This is a genomic window from Rhodomicrobium sp. R_RK_3 (assembly GCF_002198715.1).
Classification (GTDB): Bacteria; Pseudomonadota; Alphaproteobacteria; order Rhizobiales; family Rhodomicrobiaceae; genus R-RK-3.
On sequence record NZ_MWLK01000025.1, the window covers coordinates 1 to 19,669 of the forward strand.

Genomic DNA, 19,669 nt, shown 5'->3' on the forward strand with positions numbered 1-19,669 from the left:
TCGTATGCCGATTTTCTCCGAAATGATGCGTATGCCGATTTTCATCATGCGGCTCCGGTCAGCCTCTGAGTAGGTTCCGAGTCTATGAGCAACTTCCCACCATCGCCTAAGATGATTCGGTGGGATTGCGGGGAGATATGAGTCGTAATCAGGGCGAGCCGCTTATCGCGACCGGAATGGTGATCGCGTTCGAGTGGGGCGGTCGCGCGCTTGTATGGCTCTATCATGAACGGCCGGGTCTGCCCCTCAAGGAATGTGTTGGTCGGCTTTTCTCGCGCCAAGGCGGCGGAAACGCGATCGTTCATTGATATGACGCAAAAGGAGAACACTCCATGTCGCTCGGGACCATCCTGGTTATCGTCCTCATCATCTTCCTGCTCGGCGGCTTCAGCGGCCGTTTCGGCGGCTATGGCTACGGTTTCGGCAATGGCGGCGTCGGCATTCTCGGCGCGCTGCTGGTCGTCGTCGTGGTGCTCTTGCTGATGGGCCGCATCTGATCCGGCCGGCCGCGCCTTCGGATGCCGGCCCAGCCCGGCATCCGGGGCGCCGGCGGGGATGTGACCGAGTTGCGGCGCTGCTGATCCGAAGCAACCCGCTTCTTGAGAATTATGCCTTGTTCAATTTAGGCTCCACGTCATCTGGCGAAGGCGGGCACTCATTAATCATGCTCTTTGCTGGCGTGCAATGCCTCAAATTCTAACGCAGGCCAATATCGACTATCGGCTTTTGCGGCAGTCGCAAAAATTATACGAAGTGCTAATCGCGCGCAGAAACCCGGTGAGGCGCGCGGCGTCTTGCGGAGGACACGCAGGCACCACGTGCCAATACCTAGCTTGCCTCGGCCTGGACGCAGGCTTTCGCGTCGATGGAAAATCGCTTGAGCCGTGAATAGAGCGTGGTCGGTTTAACACCGAGCAGTTCCGCCGCGCCGCCCGGTCCGGCCACCCGGCCGCCGCAGGATCTCAGCGCATTGATGAGGTTGGCGTGCTCGCCGAGCCGCTGCTGGTCCTCGGTCAGGATGCCCGCCGCGCCGGGCGCCGGACGCTGGCGCGCGCCGTCCTTGCCGGCCAGCGGCAGGTCGACCCGCAGCTTGCCGTCGCGCGAGACGATGACGGCGCGCTCGATGACATTTTCCAGTTCGCGGATATTGCCCGGCCAATCATAGGCCTGCATCCGCTCGATCTCGCCGCGGGTCATGACGACCGGCCCCTTGTTCAGCCGCTTGCAGATCTTGCCGATGAAATGCGCCGCGAGCAGCGGGATGTCGTCAAGCCGCTGCCGCAAGGGCGGCGCCTCGACGGGGAAGACATTCAGCCGGAAATACAGATCCTCGCGGAAGGCTTTCGCCGCCACCGCCGCCTTGAGATTCTTGTTCGTCGCGGCGATGACGCGGACATTGACGCTGTGTGTGCGCCCGTCGCCGAGGCGTTCGAACTGGCCCTCTTGCAGCACGCGCAGGAATTTGGCCTGCTGCTCCAGCGGCAACTCGCCGACCTCGTCGAGGAAAATGGTGCCGCCATCGGCCAGCTCGAAACGCCCGACCCGCTCGCCGACCGCCCCGGTGAAGGCGCCCTTCACATGGCCGAAGAACTCGCTCTCGAACAATTCGCGCGGGATGGCGGCGCAGTTGACGCGGATCAGGGGGCGCTTGCCGCGCGGGCTGTTCTCGTGGATGGCGCGGGCGATCAGCTCCTTGCCGGTGCCGGATTCGCCGGTGATCAGCACACTGGCATCGGTCGCGGCGACCAGTTCAATCTGCTCGATGATGGTGCGGATGGCATGGCTGTTGCCGACGATCTCCTTGTAATTGTGCTCCGATTTCAGCTCGTCCTGCAGATAGGCGTTCTCCAGTTCGAGCCGCTTTTTCAGCTCCTCGATCTCCTGCAGCGCGCCGCGTAGCCGCCGCTCGGCTGTGCGCCGCTCGCTGACGTCGCGGAAGACGACCACCGCGCCGACGCTGCGGCCGCCATGCTTGATCGGCGTCGAGATATATTCGACCGGGAAGGCGGTGCCGTCCTTGCGCCAGAACACCTCGTGATCGACGCGGTGCACCGCGCCATCGTGGAAGGCGGCATAGATCGGGCAGCAAGTGAGCGGGTAGGGTTCGCCGTCGGCGTGGCTGTAATGCACGACATTGTGGACGATCTGGCCGACCAGCTCGTCGGCGCGCCAGCCCAGCATGCGCTCGGCGGCGGGGTTGAGGAAGGTCGCCTTGCCCTCGGTGTCAACGCCGTAAATGCCCTCGCCGACGGCGTCGAGGATGAGCCGGTTGCCGCGCTCCAAATTGCGGAAAACGGATTCGAGGTGCTTCAGGTTGGGCGTCTCGCCCTTGAAGAGCTGGAACAGGTCGCGCTCGGAGCGCCTGAGCCGCAATTCGCGCTTATCGAAGATGAGGAACAGGATCAGTCGGGTTTCGCCGAGCTGGAAGCGCGAGGCGAACAGCTCGACATCGCGCAAAGGCCCGCCGTCGATGCCGAGCGCGAGGTCGTCGCTCCAGGCGGTGCCGCGATCCAGGCATTCCTCGGTGAGCGCGACGAGTTTGGGCAGATGGCGGGAGAAGATGTCGCTGACCTTGGCTCCGGTGAGCCGGTCGGGCGCGGCGCCGACCAGGGCTAGCATGGCGCGGTTGTGCTGATGGATGCGGTTGGCGACGGGATCGACGATCAGTGCCGCCGCCTCGCTGCTTTCCAGGCCAAAATCCCAGAGAAAATTGGCGAGCCCACCAGCCTGCGTCCGATCCGACATGGGTCATCCTCATTGCATGAGGCCAGGATAGCACGACGAAGCCAGGTCAATGCGATATTTCGTAAGGCGGCTACGAAGCTTCGTATTTTACGAAATTTCGTTACCCCTTTCGGCCTCTATAATTCAATCGTGGCAGCCGGATAGCCGTTTGGCACGATGCTTGCTCCTTGTCCGGCAACCAATAACGGCAAGGAGAGATCGATGTCCCTGAAGAACGATCCGTTTGACGCCAATACGGGCCTCGGCCGGGGCGGCTGCGATTGCGGCGCGCATCGGAGCCAGGCCGAGCACGACGCGGCCGAGCGCGCGGCGATGCCCGAGGGCGACGATCTCATCCGCCGGCCCGTCGAAGGCGCCGTGATGCGCGCCCTCTTCCCGTCCGACATCGACCGGCGCAATTTTCTGCGCGCTGTGGGCGCCTCGACCGCGCTCGCCGCGATCTCGCAATTCTTCCCGCTCGGCACCGCGAGCGAAGTCTTCGCCCAGACCGCCAAGCCGGAAAAGGCCGACCTGAAGATCGGCTTCATCCCGATCACCTGCGCGACGCCGATCATCATGGCCGCGCCGATGGGTTTCTACGCCAAGCAGGGGCTGAATGTCGAAGTCGTCAAGACGGCGGGCTGGGCCGTCATCCGCGACAAGACCATCAACAAGGAATATGACGCCGCCCACATGCTGTCGCCGATGCCGATCGCCATCACGCTGGGCGCCGGCTCGAACCCGATCCCCTACACCATGCCGGCGGTGGAGAATATCAACGGCCAGGCCATCACGCTGGCGATGAAGCACAAGGACAAGCGCGACCCGAAGGACTGGAAGGGTTTTAAATTCGCCGTCCCCTTCGACTATTCGATGCACAATTATCTCTTGCGCTACTATCTCGCCGAAGCCGGGCTCGACCCGGACCAGGACGTGCAGATCCGCGCCGTGCCGCCGCCCGAAATGGTCGCCAATCTGCGCGCCGACAATATCGATGGTTTCCTCGCCCCTGACCCTGTCAATCAGCGCGCTGTGTTCGACGGCGTCGGCTTCATTCACTTGCTCTCGAAGGAGATCTGGGACGGCCATCCCTGCTGCGCCTTCGCCGCGAGCCGTGACTTCGTGACGTCGATGCCGAACACTTACGGCGCGCTGATCAAGGGCATCATCGAGGCGACGGCCTTCGCCACCAAAGCCGAGAACCGCAAGGCCATCGCCGAGGCGATCGCGCCGACCAACTATCTCAACCAGCCGGTGACGGTGGTCGAACAGGTGCTGACCGGGACCTTCGCGGACGGGCTCGGCAATGTGAAGACGGTGCCGAACCGCATCGATTTCTCGCCCTTCCCCTACGAGTCCTTCGCCGTCTGGATCATGACGCAGATGAAGCGCTGGGGCCAGATCAAGGGCGAGGTGGATTACGCCGGTGTGGCCAAGCAGGTGTTTTTGGCGACGGACGCCAAAAAGCTGATGGCCGAAGCAGGGCTGACGCCGCCGGAATCGAGCAGCAAGAGCTTTTCGGTGATGGGCAAGCCTTTCGATGCCTCGAAGCCGGAGGAATATCTGGCGAGCTTCAAGATCAAGAAGGCCGCTTAGGCAGGGCGTCGGATACGACACTGCGTAATCCCCGCGAAAGCGGGGGCCCTGTAAGGGGCAAACTGAGCCGTAGTTCTCAGCCCGGCCAGGTTTGCTGCGGAGTACTGGGTCCCCGCCTTCGCGGGGATTACGAAAAGAAGAAGCCCCCTCACCCAGCCGCCTTGCGGCGGGAGCCCTCTCCCTCGAGGGGAGAGGGCGAAGGAGCGGAAGCCTCTCGTTTGTAGCCCTCTCCCGCATCGTGAGCCGTCAAGGCGAACGATCAGCATAGGTCTTCGGGCGGGTGAGGGGGGAGCCGCAAGCTCGGCCGACGAATTGGAACGTGACCCATGAACGCCGTCATCAAATCGCTGCCCGTCCGGTCCGCCGCGCTGTCGGCCATCATCTTCGCGGCGTTCATCGCCGTCTGGTGGCTGGCGACCGCCGGAACCGGCGCCGTCGCGACCATGGACCCGGAATACGCCAAGCTGATGGGCGCGCAGGTCACCACAGGCACATCGGCCTTCCCGACGCCCGGTGCGGTCGGCGCCAAGCTTTGGGAGCATCTGACCAACCCCTTCTATGACAAAGGCCCGAACGACAAGGGCATCGGCATCCAGCTCGCCTTCTCGCTCGGGCGGGTGCTGCTCGGCTATGTCATTGCCGTTGCGATTGCCATCCCGGTCGGCTTCGTCATCGGCATGTCGCCGCTGCTGAGCCGCGCCTTCGACCCGTTCATCCAGGTGCTGAAACCGGTCTCGCCGCTCGCCTGGATGCCGCTCGCGCTCTACACGATCAAGGATTCAAACCTGTCCTCGATCTTCGTCATCTTCATCTGCTCGGTCTGGCCGATGCTGATCAACACCGCTTTCGGCGTGGCGAGCGTGCGCAAGGAATGGCTGAACGTCGCCCGCACGCTGGAAGTGCCGCCGCTGCGGCGCGCCTTCACCATCATCCTGCCCGCCGCCGCGCCGACCATCGTCACTGGCATGCGCATCTCCATCGGCATCGCCTGGCTCGTCATCGTGGCGGCCGAGATGCTCGTGGGCGGCACCGGCATCGGCTACTTCGTCTGGAACGAGTGGAACAACCTGTCGATCACCAATGTGATGATCGCGATCCTCTTGATCGGCCTCGTCGGCATGGCGCTCGACCAGATGCTCGCCCGCTTCGGCCGCGCCGTCAGCTTCCCCGAATAGGAGATTTCATGGGCAAATTCATCTCCATCGAGGGCATCGCCAAGCGCTATCCGGCACCGGGTGGCGGTCAGACGGCGGTTTTCGAGGATCTGTGGCTCGGCATCGGCCAGGGCGAATTCGTCTGCGTCATCGGCCATTCCGGCTGCGGCAAGACCACCGTGCTCAACATCCTCGCCGGTCTCGACGAGCCCTCGGCCGGCACCGTCATCGTCGACGGCCGCCAGATCTCCGGCCCGAGCCTCGACCGCGCGGTCATCTTCCAGGGCCACGCGCTCTTGCCCTGGCGCTCGGTCATGGGCAACATCGCCTATGCCGTCACCTCGCGCTGGCGGGCATGGCCGCGGGCAAAGGTCGCCGCGCAGGCGCAGCGCTTCATCGACCTCGTCAACTTGACCGGCTCCGAACACAAGAAGCCGGCGGAGCTGTCCGGCGGCATGAAGCAGCGCGTCGGCATCGCCCGCGCGCTCGCCATCGAGCCGAAAATCCTGCTCATGGACGAGCCTTTTTCGGCGCTAGACGCCCTGACGCGCGGCACCTTGCAGGACGAGGTGCGCGGCATCTGCACGGCGACCGACCAGACCGTCTTCATGATCACCCATGATGTCGACGAGGCCATCTATCTCGCCGACCGCATCCTCCTGATGAGCAACGGGCCGGGCGCGCGCATCGCCGAATGCGTCGTCAACGCCCTGCCGCGCGACCGCACCCGCGCCGACATGCACCGCCATCCGGCCTATTATCCTTTGCGCAACCACATCATGGATTTCCTGATCAGCCGGTCGAAGAGCTTCGCCGCCGACATGGCCGCCGATTACGACCCGCGCCATCCGCCCGTCGTCAAGCCGGGCATCCCCGAGCCGCAGCTTGCCCCCGCCCTGGTCGCCGAAGGAGGGCCGGCCCGGCGCAGCGGCGCACCCAGCTTTTGAGGCGCCCCGCGCCCCGCCCGAACCCGCATCAGCCAAAGGGAAGAACCCCATGAAACGCGAAGAACTCACCGAAAAAATCCTTGATGCCAAGCGCGACAAGGCGATGACCTGGAAGGAGATCGGCACCGCGATCGGCGGCTGCTCGCCGATCCTCATCACCGCCGCGCTGCTCGGCCAGATGAAGTTGACGCCGGAGCAGGCCGGCAAGGCCAAGGAGCTGTTCGGCCTCACCGAATCCGAGAGCCGGATGCTGACCGAGATCCCCTATCGCGGCTCGCTGCCGACCACGCCGCCGACCGATCCGCTGATCTACCGCTTCCACGAGCTGGTCTCCGTCTACGGCACCACCTGGAAGGCGCTGATCGAGGAGGAATTCGGCGACGGCATCATGTCCGCCATCGATTTCGACATGACCATGGAACGCCTCCCCGACGCCAAGGGCGACCGGGTGAAGCTGGTCATGTCGGGCAAGTTCCTGTCGTATAAATATTACGACTGAGGGCTACTCCTTCGTCCCGGACACTGCGCAGCAGTGAGCCGGGACCCAGTCATCGATCCGCGAACGCTGCGGCGAGAGGAAAGCCGAGTAGACCCCGGCTCGGCCGGGGCGATGCTGCGCCGCTTGCCGAATCATCACGATTTCTCCCAATTCGTGCCTAAGCTTGCGCGAAGAGGAGAACGCCCATGTCCAGCACCATCATCCCCTGCCTGCGCTATCGCGACTGCCCGCGCATGATCGACTGGCTCTGCGACACTTTCGGCTTTGAGCGGCATTTCGTCGTGCCGGCCGAGGATGGCGGCATCGCCCATGCGCAATTGACGCTCGGCGGCGGCATGATCATGCTCGGCTCGGTGAAGCCGCAGGAGCGGGACGGCGAATGGGGGCGGCTCATCAAGCAGCCGGCCGATATTGGCGGCGTCGAAACCCAAACGCCTTGCCTCGTCGTCTCCGATGTCGATGCGGTCTATGCCCGGGCGGTCGCGGCGGGCGCCGAAATCATCATCGACATCAAGGACCAGGATTACGGCAGCCGCGACTTCACCTGCCGTGACCCCGAGGGCCACATCTGGGTGATCGGGACCTATGACCCTTGGACCGCCCAAAATTAGCCTAGGGCGAGGTTGGGTAAATAAAACCTCGGCAGCGTCTCAAAATAAGAACTCGCGGTGGAAGTTTATCGGGCCGCATTGTCTCGGGAACCGCGCCGCGTCATATTGTTCATGTTTCCGATTATTCGCCCGATATTGAGCGAAGTCTCAACATTCGGCAAATGCCACGCTTCTCGGAAACCTTGCCGCAAGCACTTTGCTGATAAGACTCAGCCCGTGCATAACCAGGTGAGGTTTCGCGCATGCGTGGAAAGATCATATTGCCGCCGATGCTGGCGGCGGCTTTGGGCCTTATGTTCAGCGCCTGCCTCGCCTCGGCCGACCCGGGCGTCGATCCCGGCAAGATCGTTTTCGGACAGGCGGCCGCGCTCGAGGGCCAAGCCGCCGCGCTCGGCACCGGAATGCGCGACGGCCTGCTTGCCGCCTTCGGCGAGGCCAACCGGGCGGGCGGCGTTCATGGCCGCAAGCTCGAGCTGATCTCCCGCGACGATGGCTACGAGCCGCTGAAATCCATCGACGCCACCAAACAGCTCATCACGGACGACAAGGTCTTCGCCCTCGTCGGAGCCGTCGGCACGCCGACCTCGGCCGCGACCCAGCCGGTCGCCGACGATGCCCGCGTCCCATTCATCGGCGCGTTCACCGGCGCCGAATTCCTGCGCAACCCCTTCAAGCCCAATGTCGTCAATATCCGCGCCTCCTACTATCAGGAGACCGAGGAGATGATCGAGCGGCTGACCCGTGACCGCCGCATCACCCGCGTCGCCATCCTGTTCCAGGACGACAGTTTTGGCCGCGCCGGCCTTGCCGGGACGCGCCGGGCGCTGGAGAAGCGGCAAATGTCGCTGGTCTCCGAAGGCACGTTCGAGCGCAATTCGGTCGCCGTGCGCGGCGCCATGCTGACCATCCGCAAGGGCAATCCGGAAGCGGTCATCATGATCGGCCCCTACCGGCCCTGCGCCGAATTCATCAAGCTGGCCAGGGACGTGAATTTCAACCCGCTCTTCGTCAACATCTCCTTTGTCGGCTCGAACGCCTTCGCCAAGGAACTCGGCGAGGCGGGCGCCGGGGTGGTGGTGACCCAGGTCGTGCCCTTTCCCGAAGACAGCTCCCTGCCGCTGGTCGCCCGCTACCGGGCCGCCCTGGAGGGCCTGCTGCCCGGCGCAGAGCCCGGCTTCGTCTCGCTCGAGGGCTACATGGTCGGCCGGCTGCTGATCGCCGCGCTGGAGAAAATGCCCGGCGAGCCGTCGCGGCAAGGGCTGCTCGACACCATCCATAGCGAGAGCTTCGACCTTGGCGGCGTCACGCTGCACTATGGCAAGGACGACAATCAGGGCATGGATCACGTCTATCTGACGGAGATCCAGGGCGATGGCAGCATCAAGCCCATCGCGACGCTCCGTCTTGCCGGAGGCTGAGTTTGCCGGCCGAGGGCGCCGCTCGCCGAATCCCCCGCAAAATCTGGGCCAATCCGCCGGCAAGTGACACAAAAACATACAATTGACGAAATCCGAAAATAGGGCATTTGATAGGGGTCGTGGCAGAACTGGCCGGGGCGTCTCCGGTGGCGTGAGCTTGCTGGGGGCAAGGGGCGCCGCCTTTATCGAATTGCGATTGCCGGGCAGAGTCGTGAGTTGATCAAGGATTAGTCATGGACGCGAGACGCGTGGGCCGTCGCAGTATCTCTTTTACCGCCGCCATCGCGGCCCTCATGCTGGTGGCGACGAGCGCGTCAGGCGGCGAGGTCGCCGCAAAAAGCGGCGCCCGGAAGGTGACGGCGGAATATTCCATCGGCTTCAACGGCATGGGCATCGGCACCTTCAAATTGTGGTCCGATCTCAACAACACCGAATATAGCCTCAAGGGTCGCGCCACGATCAGCGTGCTCGCGGGCATCCTGTTCGAATGGCGGGGCGATACCGCATCGAGCGGGCAGGTGATGGCAAAGCTGCCGCGCCCCTATGCCTATTCCTTCGGCTACCGGACCAGCGACCGCGGCGAAAACATCAATATCCGCTTCGCCAACAATATCGTCGAGGAAATCGCCGTCACGCCGCCGCAGCGGCAGGCGCCGGGGCGCGTGCCGATCATGCGCAAGCACATGCAGAACGTCGTCGACCCGCTGAGCGCGCTGGTCATGCTGACCAACATCGGCAGCAACCATACCGGCAGCGAGGTGTGCAGCCGCCGCATTCCGATTTTCGACGGCAAGGCCCGCTACGACCTGAAGCTGACCTATAAAGCCACCAAACCCGTGACGACGCCCTATGGCTATACGGGCCCCGCCTACGTCTGTAAGGTGAAGTTCCTGCCGATCGCCGGTCACCGGCGCGGCGACGACGAGAATGATTTCGCGGCCAAGAACGAGGGCATGGAGCTTTGGATGGTTCCGCTCGCCCAGGCGGATCTTTACGTACCATATTACATTTATGTTCCGACGCCGGTCGGCAGCGCGACGCTGACGTCCTCAAGCATCGAGGTCGAAACCTCCAGGGAGGCCGGTTCCGCGCTGATTCGGTGATCGGCGCAAGAACGGGCGTGAACAAAGGGCGAAAGCCGTGCCTCGTGCGATTCGTACATGAGTCGTTCATGATATTTTCCCGATGGTGCTGGACCGTTTTGCAGGGCGCCGGCCGTCCCATGGCCGCACAGTCCGCAAAACCCGGTTTCAAGGCTGGCCAAACCGGCCGTCATTATGCTCTATACCGCCGGAGCAACCATCAGTTGCGCTTGTCCTGTTCACGCGCGTTCAGCCTTTAAGGAATTGCCGTAATGACCGAGATCGCTTCCGCTTCCGCCTCGCGCCGGACTGCCCTTGGGCATTCCGTGATCGCGGTCCTGGGGCCGACGAATACCGGTAAGACCCATCTTGCGATCGAACGGATGCTCGGCCATGAGAGCGGGCTGATCGGCCTGCCGCTCCGCCTGCTCGCGCGCGAGGTCTACGACAAGGTCGTCGCCCGCGCCGGCGAGGCCAATGTCGCGCTGATCACCGGCGAGGAAAAAATCAAGCCGGAGCGCCCGCGCTACTGGATCTGCACCGTCGAGGCGATGCCGCGCGAGATCGAAGTGGATTTCCTCGCCATTGACGAGATCCAGCTCTGCGCCGATCCCGAGCGCGGCCATGTCTTCACCGAGCGGCTGTTTTCCGCGCGCGGCCAGAGCGAGACTTTGCTCCTCGGCGCCGCGACCATGGAAGGCGCGATCCGCGACCTGCTGCCGGGCGCCAATTTCGTCACCCGCCACCGGCTGTCGAAGCTGACCTATGCCGGCCAGAAGAAGATCACGCGGCTGCCGCGCCGCTCGGCCATCGTCGCTTTCTCGGCGAATGAGGTTTATGCCGTCGCCGAGCTGATCCGGCGTCAGCGCGGCGGCGCGGCGGTCGTGCTCGGCGGCCTCAGCCCGCGCACGCGCAATGCGCAAGTGGCGCTGTACCAGTCCGGCGATGTCGATTTCCTCGTCGCCACCGACGCCATCGGCATGGGGCTCAATCTCGATCTCGATCACGTCGCCTTCGCCGGCACCCGCAAGTTCGACGGCCGCAATCACCGCGAGCTGGCGCCGGGCGAACTCGGCCAGATCGCCGGCCGCGCCGGCCGCCATCTGAATGACGGCTCTTTCGGCGTCACCGGCGATGTCGAGCCCTTCAGCTCTGAAATCATCAGCCGGCTGGAAAACCACGAGTTCGAGCCGGTCAAGATCCTGCAATGGCGCAATCACGCGCTCGAATTCGGCTCCATCGACCGCCTCAAGGACAGCCTTCGCGAGACGCCGACCTCGGCCCGCCTCGCCCGTGCCCGCAACGCCGACGACGTGCAGGCGCTCGACGCGCTGAGCGCCGATACCGCCATCGCCGACATGGCCCGCTCGCCGGCCGCGATCAAGTTGCTCTGGGAAGTCTGCCAGATCCCGGATTACCGCAAGATCTCAGCCGCCAACCACGCCGATCTCGCCGCCAGCCTCTATAAATATCTGATGAGCGACGAGGGCGTCATCCCCGAGGACTGGTTCGCGGGGCAGGTCGCGCTCGCCGACCGCACCGATGGCGATATCGACACGCTGTCCAACCGCATCGCCCATATCCGCACCTGGACCTTCGTTTCCAACCGCGCCGGCTGGCTCGCCGACAGCGAGGGCTGGCGCGAACGCACCCGCGCCATCGAGGACACGCTGTCCGACGCGCTGCACGATCTTTTGACCCAGCGCTTCGTCGACCGCCGCACCAGCGTGCTGATGAAGAGCATGCGGGACAAGGATGCACTCTATGCCGATATCGAGCAAAGCGGGCAGATCTTTGTCGAGAAGCACTATGTCGGCAAGCTAGAGGGCTTCCGCTTCACGCCGGACACGGCGGCGGCGGGCATTCACGGCAAGGCCGCGCGCCACGCTGCGGCAAAGGTCCTGGCGCAGGAGCTGAGCGAGCGCGCCGACCGCCTCTGCGAGGCCAAGGACGCCGCCTTCACGCTTGCGCGCAATGGCGCGGTGATGTGGGAGAAGCAGGAGATCGGCCGCCTGGAGGCAGGAGCGGAGCCGCTGAAGCCCGTTTTCGGCCTGATCGCCGATGAGCACCTGACCCCGCAGGACAAGGAGCGGGTGGTCAAGCGGGTCGAGACCTGGCTTGCCGCGCTGATCGAATTGCGCCTGAAGCCCCTGCTCGATCTGTCGCGCGCGCCCGATCTCACCGGCCTCGCACGTGGCATCGGCTTCCAGCTCGTCGAGAATTTCGGCATCCTGCCGCGCGAGACCATCGCCGAGGACATTCGCTCGCTCGACCAGCAGGCACGCGCGGAGCTGCGCAAATTCGGCGTCCGCTTCGGCGCCTATAACATCTACTTCCCGCTGCTGCTGAAGCCGGCCGCTGCCGATATGCTGCTGCTGCTCTGGGCGCTGAAGAACGGCGCTTCCGCCGGCATCGACGTTTCCAACCTGCCCGAGCCGCCACGCCAGGGCCTGACTTCGGTGGCCGTCGACAAGGCGCTGCCGGATGTGTTCTACCGCGCCGCCGGTTTCCATGTCTGCGGGCCGCGCGCGATCCGCGTCGACATGCTGGAGCGACTCGCCGACCTGATCCGCCCGCTGACGAGCTGGAAGCCCTCGCTGGCGCGGCCCGAGCCGCCTGCGGGGGCCGTCGGCCGTGGCGGCTTCAAAGTGCAGCCGGAGATGCTGTCGATCATCGGCTGCTCGGCCGAGGAGATGGGCAACGTCTTGTTCGTGCTCGGCTTCCGCAAGGAGCGCCGTCAGGTTCAGCCGAAGCCGGTCGAGGTCGCCGCCGCGCCCGAGGTGAAGATCGAAGGCGTCGAGGCCGTCGCCGAGGCGTCGGCGGAGGCTGCTGTCGAACCGGCGAACGGCGTTCACACCGAGGCCGCCGAGTCCGCTGAGGCAATTGCTGCTGAGCCCGCGCCCATTGAGCCCGAAGCCGAGGCAAGCGAACCCTCTGTTGCCGAAGCCGTCGAGCCCATGGCGACTGCGCCCATAGCCTCGGATGCGGATGAGGTCGCCCCGGCGGAGCCAGTCGCCGCCGAAAGCGTCGAGGCGGTTGCCGCGGAGCCTGCTGCCGCCGAGTCTTCAGACGCTGCCGCAACCCCGGCCGAGCCCGAATTCGAGGAAATCTGGCGTCCCCGCCGGCGTGTCCAGAATGACGAGCGGCGTCAGTCGCACCGCAAGCCGGAAGGCAACCGCGAGCGCCGTCCGCAGCAGCAGGCCGCCAATGCCCCGGCCGCCGACCGTCCCGCCGTTGCAGCGGCCAAGCCCGAGGGCCGTCCCGACCGGCCGCCCCGGCGTGATCGTGACCGCGAGCGCGACAAGCCGCGTGACGATCGCCGCCGCGGCGAGTGGCGCGGTGGTCCCAAGGGTGGCGGAGGCGGGCGTCCGGATCATGCGGTGAAGTCGGCCGCCCCAGCGAAACGCCAGAAGGAGGCGGTCGCCGACCCGGATTCGCCCTTCGCCGCTCTGTTGCAGCTCAAGGAGCGCATGGCGCGCGCTTCGCAGGACCAAGCCTGAGGCGATGGCGAGCCAAGGCGATGCCAGGGAGACGCAACGCCTCGACAAATGGCTCTGGCATGCGCGCATCGTCAAAACCCGCTCGCTCGCGGCGGATCTCGTCGCGCAAGGCAAGTTCCGCATCAACCGCGAGAAGGTGGTAAAGCCCGCCTCTCCGGTGAAATGCGGCGATGTCATCACGGCGGCGGTGTTCGGCCGCGTGCGCATCCTGCAGATCACCGGCTTCAGCCCGCGCCGCTGCCCACCCTCGGAAGCGCAGAAGCTCTATCTCGATCTGACGCCGCCGAGCGCCCCCGCCCCGGCGCAGACGCCCTGATTTGGGGGCGGCCTCCCAAGCAATCCGATATTCTGAATAAGGTCAGCAGATTTTCTTGGTTCACCGCCGTGATCTCGCCGCATAATCTCGGCCGGATTTAATGGAGGAAATCCGCATGTCCACGCGCCTGACCCGCCGCGCTTTCGTCGCCGCGCTCGCCATCGGCCTCGCCGCCGCGCCCGCTTTCGCCGCCGATGCGCCGAAGGAAATCCGCATCGACTGGGCGACCTACAATCCGGTGTCGCTGGTGCTGAAGGAGCGCGGCATCCTCGAGAAGGAATTCGAGAAGGACGGCATCGCCATCCGCTGGGTGCAGTCGGCCGGCTCGAACAAAGCGCTGGAATTCCTCAATGCCTCATCGCTCGATTTCGGCTCGACAGCCGGCGCCGCCGCGCTGCTCGGCAGGATCAACGGCAATCCGATCAAATCCATCTATGTCTATTCCCGCCCCGAATGGACCGCCCTCGTCACCCGCCCCGATACCGGCATCACCAAGGTCGCCGACCTGAAGGGCAAGCGCATCGCCGCGACGCGCGGCACCGACCCGCACATCTTCCTCATCCGCGCGCTGCAAGAGGTCGGCCTGACCGAGAAGGACGTCACCATCGTCCTGCTGCAGCACGCCGACGGCAAGGCCGCGCTGCTGCGCAAGGATGTCGATGCCTGGGCCGGGCTCGACCCGATCATGGCCTCCGCCGAGGTCGAGGACGGCGCAAAGCTGTTCTTCCGCAAGCCCGAGGCCAACACCTGGGGCATCCTGAACGTGCGCGAAGCCTTCGCCGCCGATCATCCTGAACTGGTCAAGCGCGTCATCGCGGGCTATGAAACCGCCCGGCAATGGGCGCTCGCCAATCCGGACGAGGTGAAGCGCTATCTCGTCGCCGCGACGAAGCTTCCCGAAGCCGTCATCGCCAAGCAGCTTTCCGAACGCACCGAGCTGACGCATTCTAATATCGGCGCGGCGCAGGTGGACTCGATCACCGCCGCAGGGATCGCATTGCAGCAGGCCGGCGTTATCAAGCCGGATGTCGATGTGAAGGCCATCGTCTCGGCGCTGGTCGACACCAGCTTCGCGACGGCCTCGCGCTAATCCTTGCCCTGTCCGGCTCGCTGCCGGCGCGGGGACACGCAGCCGCATTTGTCCCCCGCAGGCGCGGGGGCCTTGCCTTACGGGAATGCTCGAGCCGATGAGCAATGTCGATCAAGTCCTGCCCGCCCCACCAGAGGCTATCGCTCCGCCCACCCGGCCCGAAAGGACCGGGTGGCGTTTTTCCTGGGCGCTCGGTCTTCTGCTTCCGGTGGCCGTCGGCCTCGGCTGGGAGCTGCTGGTCCATTTCGGGCTGGTGAACGGCCGGCTGGTGCCGCCGCCCTCGCGCATCTTCCTGGCGCTGAACGAGCTGTGGCAGTCGGGCGAACTCTCCCGCCACCTGCTGGCGACCTCCGCGCGCGTCGCTGCCGGTTTCGCCATCGGCGTCGCGGCGGGAACGCTGGTCGCCGTCGTCACCGGCTATTCGGCGCTGATGCGCCGCCTGATCGACCCGACCCTCCAGGGCCTGCGCGCCGTGCCCTCCATCGCCTGGGTGCCGCTGTTCATCCTCTGGCTCGGCATCTTCGAGGAGTCGAAGATCACGCTGATCGCGGTCGGCGTGTTCTTTCCGGTCTATCTCGGCACGCTCGGCGCGATCCTCTCCATCGACCGCAAGATCGTCGAAGTCGGCCGCGTCTTCCGGCTCTCGGCCCTCGGCCTCGTCCGCCGCATCCTGCTGCCGGCGATCCTGCCCGCCTATGTGCTCGCCTTGCGCGGGGGCCTTGGCCTTGGCTGGATGTTCGTCGTCGCCGCCGAATTCATGGGCGCCTCGGAAGGGCTCGGCTATCTGCTGGTCGATGGCCAGCAGCTCGGCAAGCCGGACCAGATCGTCGCCGCGATCCTCGCCTTCGCCGTGCTCGGCAAGCTCAGCGACAGCCTGCTGGTCGCGCTGACCGCGCCGTTCCTGCGCTGGGTCGACGTCTATGCCGGCGGGCGGTAGGGGAGGGGACATGCTGCAGATCGAACGCCTCGGCAAAACCTACCCCAACGGCACCGTCGCGCTGGACGGCCTGTCGCTGAGCGTCGACGCCGGCGAGATCGTCGCCGTGATCGGCGGCTCGGGCTGCGGCAAGAGCACCTTGCTGCGCCTGCTCTCCGGCCTCGACCATGCGACGCGCGGCACCGTCGGCGTCGACGGCGTCACCATCACCGAGCCGCACCCCGCCGTCGGCATCGTGTTCCAGGAGCCGCGCCTCTTGCCCTGGCTCACCGTCGCGGGCAATGTCGGCTTCGGCCTCGAGGAGCTTCCCGCCGAAGAGCGCGAGCGGCGCGTGCAGGAGGCGCTCGCCCGCGTCGGCCTTGCCGACTATGCCGGGCGCTGGCCGCGCGAATTGTCCGGCGGCCAGGGCCAGCGCGTCGCCATCGCCCGCGCCCTGGTGCCGCGCCCCGCCGTGCTGCTGCTCGACGAGCCCTTCTCCGCGCTCGACGCCTTCACCCGCGAGGAGCTGCAGGACCATCTGCTCGACCTTTGGGCCGACCACCGCCCGACCCTGGTCCTCGTCACCCACGACATCGAGGAGGCGCTGGTGCTCGCCTCGCGCATCGTGGTGATGCGCCCCAACCCCGGCCGGATCGCCGATATTTTCGACATCGATTTGCCCCGCCCGCGCGACCGCCTCTCGCCCGATTTCGAGAGCGAAAAGCGCCGCGTCCTGCGCGCGCTCAATGCGACGCTGGTGCGCCACAGGCCGCGCGCGGCGGAGTAGCCGTTGAGGAAGCGGCGGGTAGCGGCCTTGTACTCACCCGCTCCCAGTGCAGCCTCTTAGCCTGAGCATATGGCAATGCCTCTCCCTCCCGTCGTCCCGGACGCCGCGAAGCGGTGAGCCGGGACCCAATCATCTGTCCGCGAATGCTGCGGCGAGAGGATATGCGAGTGGGCCCCGGCTCTGACGGCCGGGGCGACGGGAGAGTTTCGTATTTGCAGCCGTTTCTGCCACCCCGTCGGTGTTGACGCGGTCGCCCTGATGATTATCATCGGCGGCGCTTGGCGCGGGCGCGAAAAACCCTATCGCTCGGCGCGCGAAAGCGATATGAAACAGCGCTTCGGCTAGCCTTGCGGGCGTGGCGGAATCGGTAGACGCGCCGGACTCAAAATCCGGTTCTGGTGACAGAGTGTCGGTTCGAGTCCGACCGCCCGCACCACCTCCCTCATCGCACCAAATCGGACGGCGCGACCAAGCTCTGCAAGAGCTCACCCGCCTCCGCTTGTGTGTCAGCCGGCCCCGACGGCGCGGGCGTCGCTTGCGCGCATTCCGCAGCACGCAAATCCTCGGACTGCGCCTGTCCACTGCCGGGCGGCACCGGTACAATTTGCGACACGCCGCATCGCCCTGGCCGCCGCGCCGGGGCGATGCGCACTTGAGGTGCGGCCCGTCCGATGCTACCAAACAGACGACATGTTTTGAGGGTCGGGGGACCGCCATCATGGCTTTCCGGACGCGGCGTTGACCGGATTTTCACCGGTCTGTGCGCCTCTAGCGCCCATCCGCCAGTGCTCGGAGCGCGCGTGAACCGTCCGGCGAAGAGGATCGATGTGGGAATGACGCCTTACCGCCGCCTGTTCCTGGCCGCTCTTGCCGGGATGTTTTTGAGTTCCTCGCCCGCCAGCGCCCAGGGCGGCGGGCCGGCCATGGTGATCGAGCCGGCCTCCGGCCTCGTGATCTACGCCGAAGAGGCCGACCGGCCCTGGCATCCGGCCTCGCTCACCAAGCTGATGACGGCCTATATCACCTTCGAGGCCCTGCGCGACGGCAAGCTGTCGCTGGAGGACAAGATCACCTGCTCGGAGCACGCGCTGAGCCAGCCGCCGAGCAAGATCGGCCTGCCGGTCGGCGGCCAGATGACCGTCGACCTGGCGCTGAAGGCGCTGATTGTCAAATCCGCCAATGACGTCGCGGTGATGCTGGCCGAGCGCATCGCCGGCAGCGAAGAGGCGTTCGTCGAGCGCATGAACCAGACCGCCAAGCGGCTCGGCATGTCGCAGACACATTTCTTCAACGCCAACGGCCTGCCGAACGACCAGCAGGTGACGACGGCGCGCGACATGGCCACTTTGGGCCGCGCGCTGCTGGCCGAATTCCCGCAGCATGAATCGCTCTATTCGCTGCCCTCCTTCAAGGTCGGCAAGCGGACGCTGCGCTCGCATAACAGCCTGCTCAAGGTGTTCGAAGGCGCCGACGGCATGAAGACCGGCTTCATCTGCGCCTCCGGCTATAATGTCGTGGCGAGCGCCAAGCGCGGCGACCGGCGCATTCTTGCAGTGGTGCTCGGCGCGGAGTCGAGCGGGGCACGCACGGCGCGGGCGGCGCAGCTCATCCAGCACGGTTTTGACAATTACCAGTGGAAGACGATGTTCTCCACCCGGCTCGACCAGATCGCCCTCGACGCCAGCGCCAGCGAGGCCCCCGGCGACCTGCGGCCCATCGTGTGCAAGCCGCGCCCCGTCCGCGTCCGCAAGAAGGCGCGCGTCAAGGCCAAGCCCGGCCAGCCGGCCGCAAAGCAGCCCGCCGCCAAGCCGCAGCAGCCGAAGACCTGAAGCCGCCAGACCGGCTGCCAATTCCCTCGCCGTGCGAGAGCTTCGCTTGGCGTGGTCCTCTCCTCCGTCGTCCCGGGCGGCCGTCAGCCAGACAGTGATCCGCTTGCCGTTCCCGATCCGCAAGCGCGGTGCCCGCCGAGAGGCGAGTAGGCCCCGGCTCTGACGGCCGGGGCGACGACCTTACATTGCGGTAGTTTGCGGGTTTCCGCGGCGAGTGGCAGAAGCCCGGACGCAGCGTCCTCAGGCGGGGGCTCACCAACGAGCGACGCGCTTCGGTCTCGCTTGAACGATACGCGTTCGCGGTCTGCCTTGCGCCCGTTTCCGATCGCGCCTTTTACTGCCGGATCGAGGAGACCTGATTGTTCGGCACGGGGGCGCTCAGCACCAGGGTCCAAAAAGTCTTGAACTGGGTGTTGGGGCTGTAGACCATCGCGATGCCGATCTCCTCGGCGTCGGGCAGCAGCAGGTTCGCATTGTGGTCACGGCTGTCCTGCCAGCCCTTGAAGACTTCGGCGATCGAGTGCTGCCCTGTCCCGACATTCTCCGCCGTCACCTTGGCGACATAGCCGGTGCGGCGGACGCGGTCCCAGGTGTCGGAGCCGTCGGAGCCGTAATGGGAAATGCGGTCGCCCTTGGACAGGTCGGTCGAGTGCTTATAGGCCGCCTCGGAGAGCTTGGCGTTGAGGCGCACCGGGCGCAGGCCCTTCTGGGCGCGATAGTCGTTGACCAGTTGCAGCGCCTGGGCGGGCGTGAATTGGGCAAGGTCCTGATCGGCGGGCGCGCTGGCCTTCGAGGCGGAACCGCCGCCGAAGCCGAGGCCGGATTTCATCGAATCCCAGACGCCGGCGACGGAGCTGCCGATACCGGCCTGCTGGGTCTTCTGCGGCTCGGGCTGAGCGGCGGGCTTGGCCGGTTCTTCATCGGTGTTGAGCGAAGCAAACAGCGACGAGGGGGGAGAAATCGAGCATGCCGAAAGCGAGGCGGCAAGCAGTGCCAAGGCGAGAATACGAACCATCAACTCCTCCTCACGGCAGCGATGAGGCGATTGCTCCCAAGCATCTCGCAACTTCAACACCGGCGTTAGGCGATTGCCGTTATGGTTACATTCGACCCTGGGATTTCCCCGAGGATCGCCCCCGAACCATATCGCAGCATGCTTAAGCGGACCCTGTCTTCTTGCGTGCAACCAACACGCATCCG

16 protein-coding genes and 1 tRNA gene are annotated in these 19,669 nt (G+C 65.5%); 15 read left to right on the forward strand and 2 right to left on the reverse strand.

Annotated features, from left to right (window positions below):
• The first annotated feature begins 332 nt into the window (after positions 1-332).
• Entirely contained in the window at positions 333-497 is a 165-nt protein-coding gene (locus tag BLEFHOIH_RS14205; protein WP_088346556.1) for a DUF3309 family protein, read from the forward strand.
• 331 nt (positions 498-828) lie between these two features.
• Here BLEFHOIH_RS14205 and BLEFHOIH_RS14210 read toward each other — a convergent pair whose 3' ends face one another.
• Complete coding sequence (locus BLEFHOIH_RS14210; RefSeq protein ID WP_140421890.1) at positions 829-2,745, reverse strand: sigma 54-interacting transcriptional regulator; 1,917 nt, start codon at positions 2,743-2,745, stop codon at positions 829-831.
• A 201-nt stretch (positions 2,746-2,946) separates the two neighbouring features.
• Here BLEFHOIH_RS14210 and BLEFHOIH_RS14215 point away from each other — a divergent pair, with 201 nt between their 5' ends.
• The 14 genes from BLEFHOIH_RS14215 to BLEFHOIH_RS14280 all read left to right on the forward strand — a co-directional run bounded on the left by BLEFHOIH_RS14215 (position 2,947) and on the right by BLEFHOIH_RS14280 (position 18,469).
• Positions 2,947-4,320 carry a CmpA/NrtA family ABC transporter substrate-binding protein gene (locus BLEFHOIH_RS14215; protein ID WP_088346558.1) on the forward strand — a complete coding sequence of 458 codons (1,374 nt, stop codon included), beginning with the start codon at positions 2,947-2,949 and terminating at the stop codon, positions 4,318-4,320.
• A gap of 326 nt (positions 4,321-4,646) precedes the next feature.
• Positions 4,647-5,495, forward strand: coding sequence for a nitrate ABC transporter permease (gene ntrB, locus BLEFHOIH_RS14220; RefSeq protein WP_088346560.1), 849 nt, complete (start codon positions 4,647-4,649; stop codon positions 5,493-5,495).
• Positions 5,496-5,503: 8 nt separating this feature from the next.
• Positions 5,504-6,421 (forward strand): ABC transporter ATP-binding protein, encoded by a 918-nt coding sequence (locus BLEFHOIH_RS14225; protein WP_088346562.1) that lies wholly within the window; start codon positions 5,504-5,506, stop codon positions 6,419-6,421.
• Positions 6,422-6,470: 49 nt separating this feature from the next.
• Positions 6,471-6,920: a cyanase gene (gene cynS / locus BLEFHOIH_RS14230; RefSeq protein ID WP_088346564.1), complete on the forward strand. Its 450-nt coding sequence runs from the start codon at positions 6,471-6,473 to the stop codon at positions 6,918-6,920.
• 185 nt (positions 6,921-7,105) lie between these two features.
• Entirely contained in the window at positions 7,106-7,531 is a 426-nt protein-coding gene (locus BLEFHOIH_RS14235; RefSeq protein WP_088346566.1) for a VOC family protein, read from the forward strand.
• A gap of 242 nt (positions 7,532-7,773) precedes the next feature.
• Positions 7,774-8,949: an ABC transporter substrate-binding protein gene (locus BLEFHOIH_RS14240; RefSeq protein WP_088346568.1), complete on the forward strand. Its 1,176-nt coding sequence runs from the start codon at positions 7,774-7,776 to the stop codon at positions 8,947-8,949.
• Positions 8,950-9,182: 233 nt separating this feature from the next.
• Positions 9,183-10,052 (forward strand): DUF3108 domain-containing protein, encoded by an 870-nt coding sequence (locus BLEFHOIH_RS14245; protein ID WP_088346570.1) that lies wholly within the window; start codon positions 9,183-9,185, stop codon positions 10,050-10,052.
• A gap of 251 nt (positions 10,053-10,303) precedes the next feature.
• On the forward strand, positions 10,304-13,531 hold the full coding sequence (locus BLEFHOIH_RS14250; protein ID WP_088346572.1) for a helicase-related protein: 3,228 nt from the start codon (positions 10,304-10,306) through the stop codon (positions 13,529-13,531).
• 4 nt (positions 13,532-13,535) lie between these two features.
• The gene (locus BLEFHOIH_RS14255) at positions 13,536-13,847 is read left to right on the forward strand and encodes an RNA-binding S4 domain-containing protein (protein WP_088346574.1); all 312 of its coding nucleotides are present in this window, start codon (positions 13,536-13,538) and stop codon (positions 13,845-13,847) included.
• Between the two features lie 115 nt (positions 13,848-13,962).
• On the forward strand, positions 13,963-14,937 hold the full coding sequence (locus BLEFHOIH_RS14260; RefSeq protein WP_245297010.1) for an aliphatic sulfonate ABC transporter substrate-binding protein: 975 nt from the start codon (positions 13,963-13,965) through the stop codon (positions 14,935-14,937).
• Positions 14,938-15,034: 97 nt separating this feature from the next.
• A complete protein-coding gene (locus tag BLEFHOIH_RS14265) occupies positions 15,035-15,874 on the forward strand; it encodes an ABC transporter permease (RefSeq protein ID WP_245297011.1) in 840 nt (279 codons plus the stop codon).
• 10 nt (positions 15,875-15,884) lie between these two features.
• The gene (locus BLEFHOIH_RS14270) at positions 15,885-16,640 is read left to right on the forward strand and encodes an ABC transporter ATP-binding protein (protein WP_088346579.1); all 756 of its coding nucleotides are present in this window, start codon (positions 15,885-15,887) and stop codon (positions 16,638-16,640) included.
• Positions 16,641-16,989: 349 nt separating this feature from the next.
• A tRNA-Leu gene (locus BLEFHOIH_RS14275) sits at positions 16,990-17,076 on the forward strand.
• Between the two features lie 397 nt (positions 17,077-17,473).
• Positions 17,474-18,469 (forward strand): D-alanyl-D-alanine carboxypeptidase family protein, encoded by a 996-nt coding sequence (locus tag BLEFHOIH_RS14280; protein WP_245297012.1) that lies wholly within the window; start codon positions 17,474-17,476, stop codon positions 18,467-18,469.
• 334 nt (positions 18,470-18,803) lie between these two features.
• Here BLEFHOIH_RS14280 and BLEFHOIH_RS14285 read toward each other — a convergent pair whose 3' ends face one another.
• A complete protein-coding gene (locus tag BLEFHOIH_RS14285; protein WP_088346581.1) occupies positions 18,804-19,484 on the reverse strand; it encodes a CAP domain-containing protein in 681 nt (226 codons plus the stop codon).
• Positions 19,485-19,669: the final 185 nt, after the last annotated feature.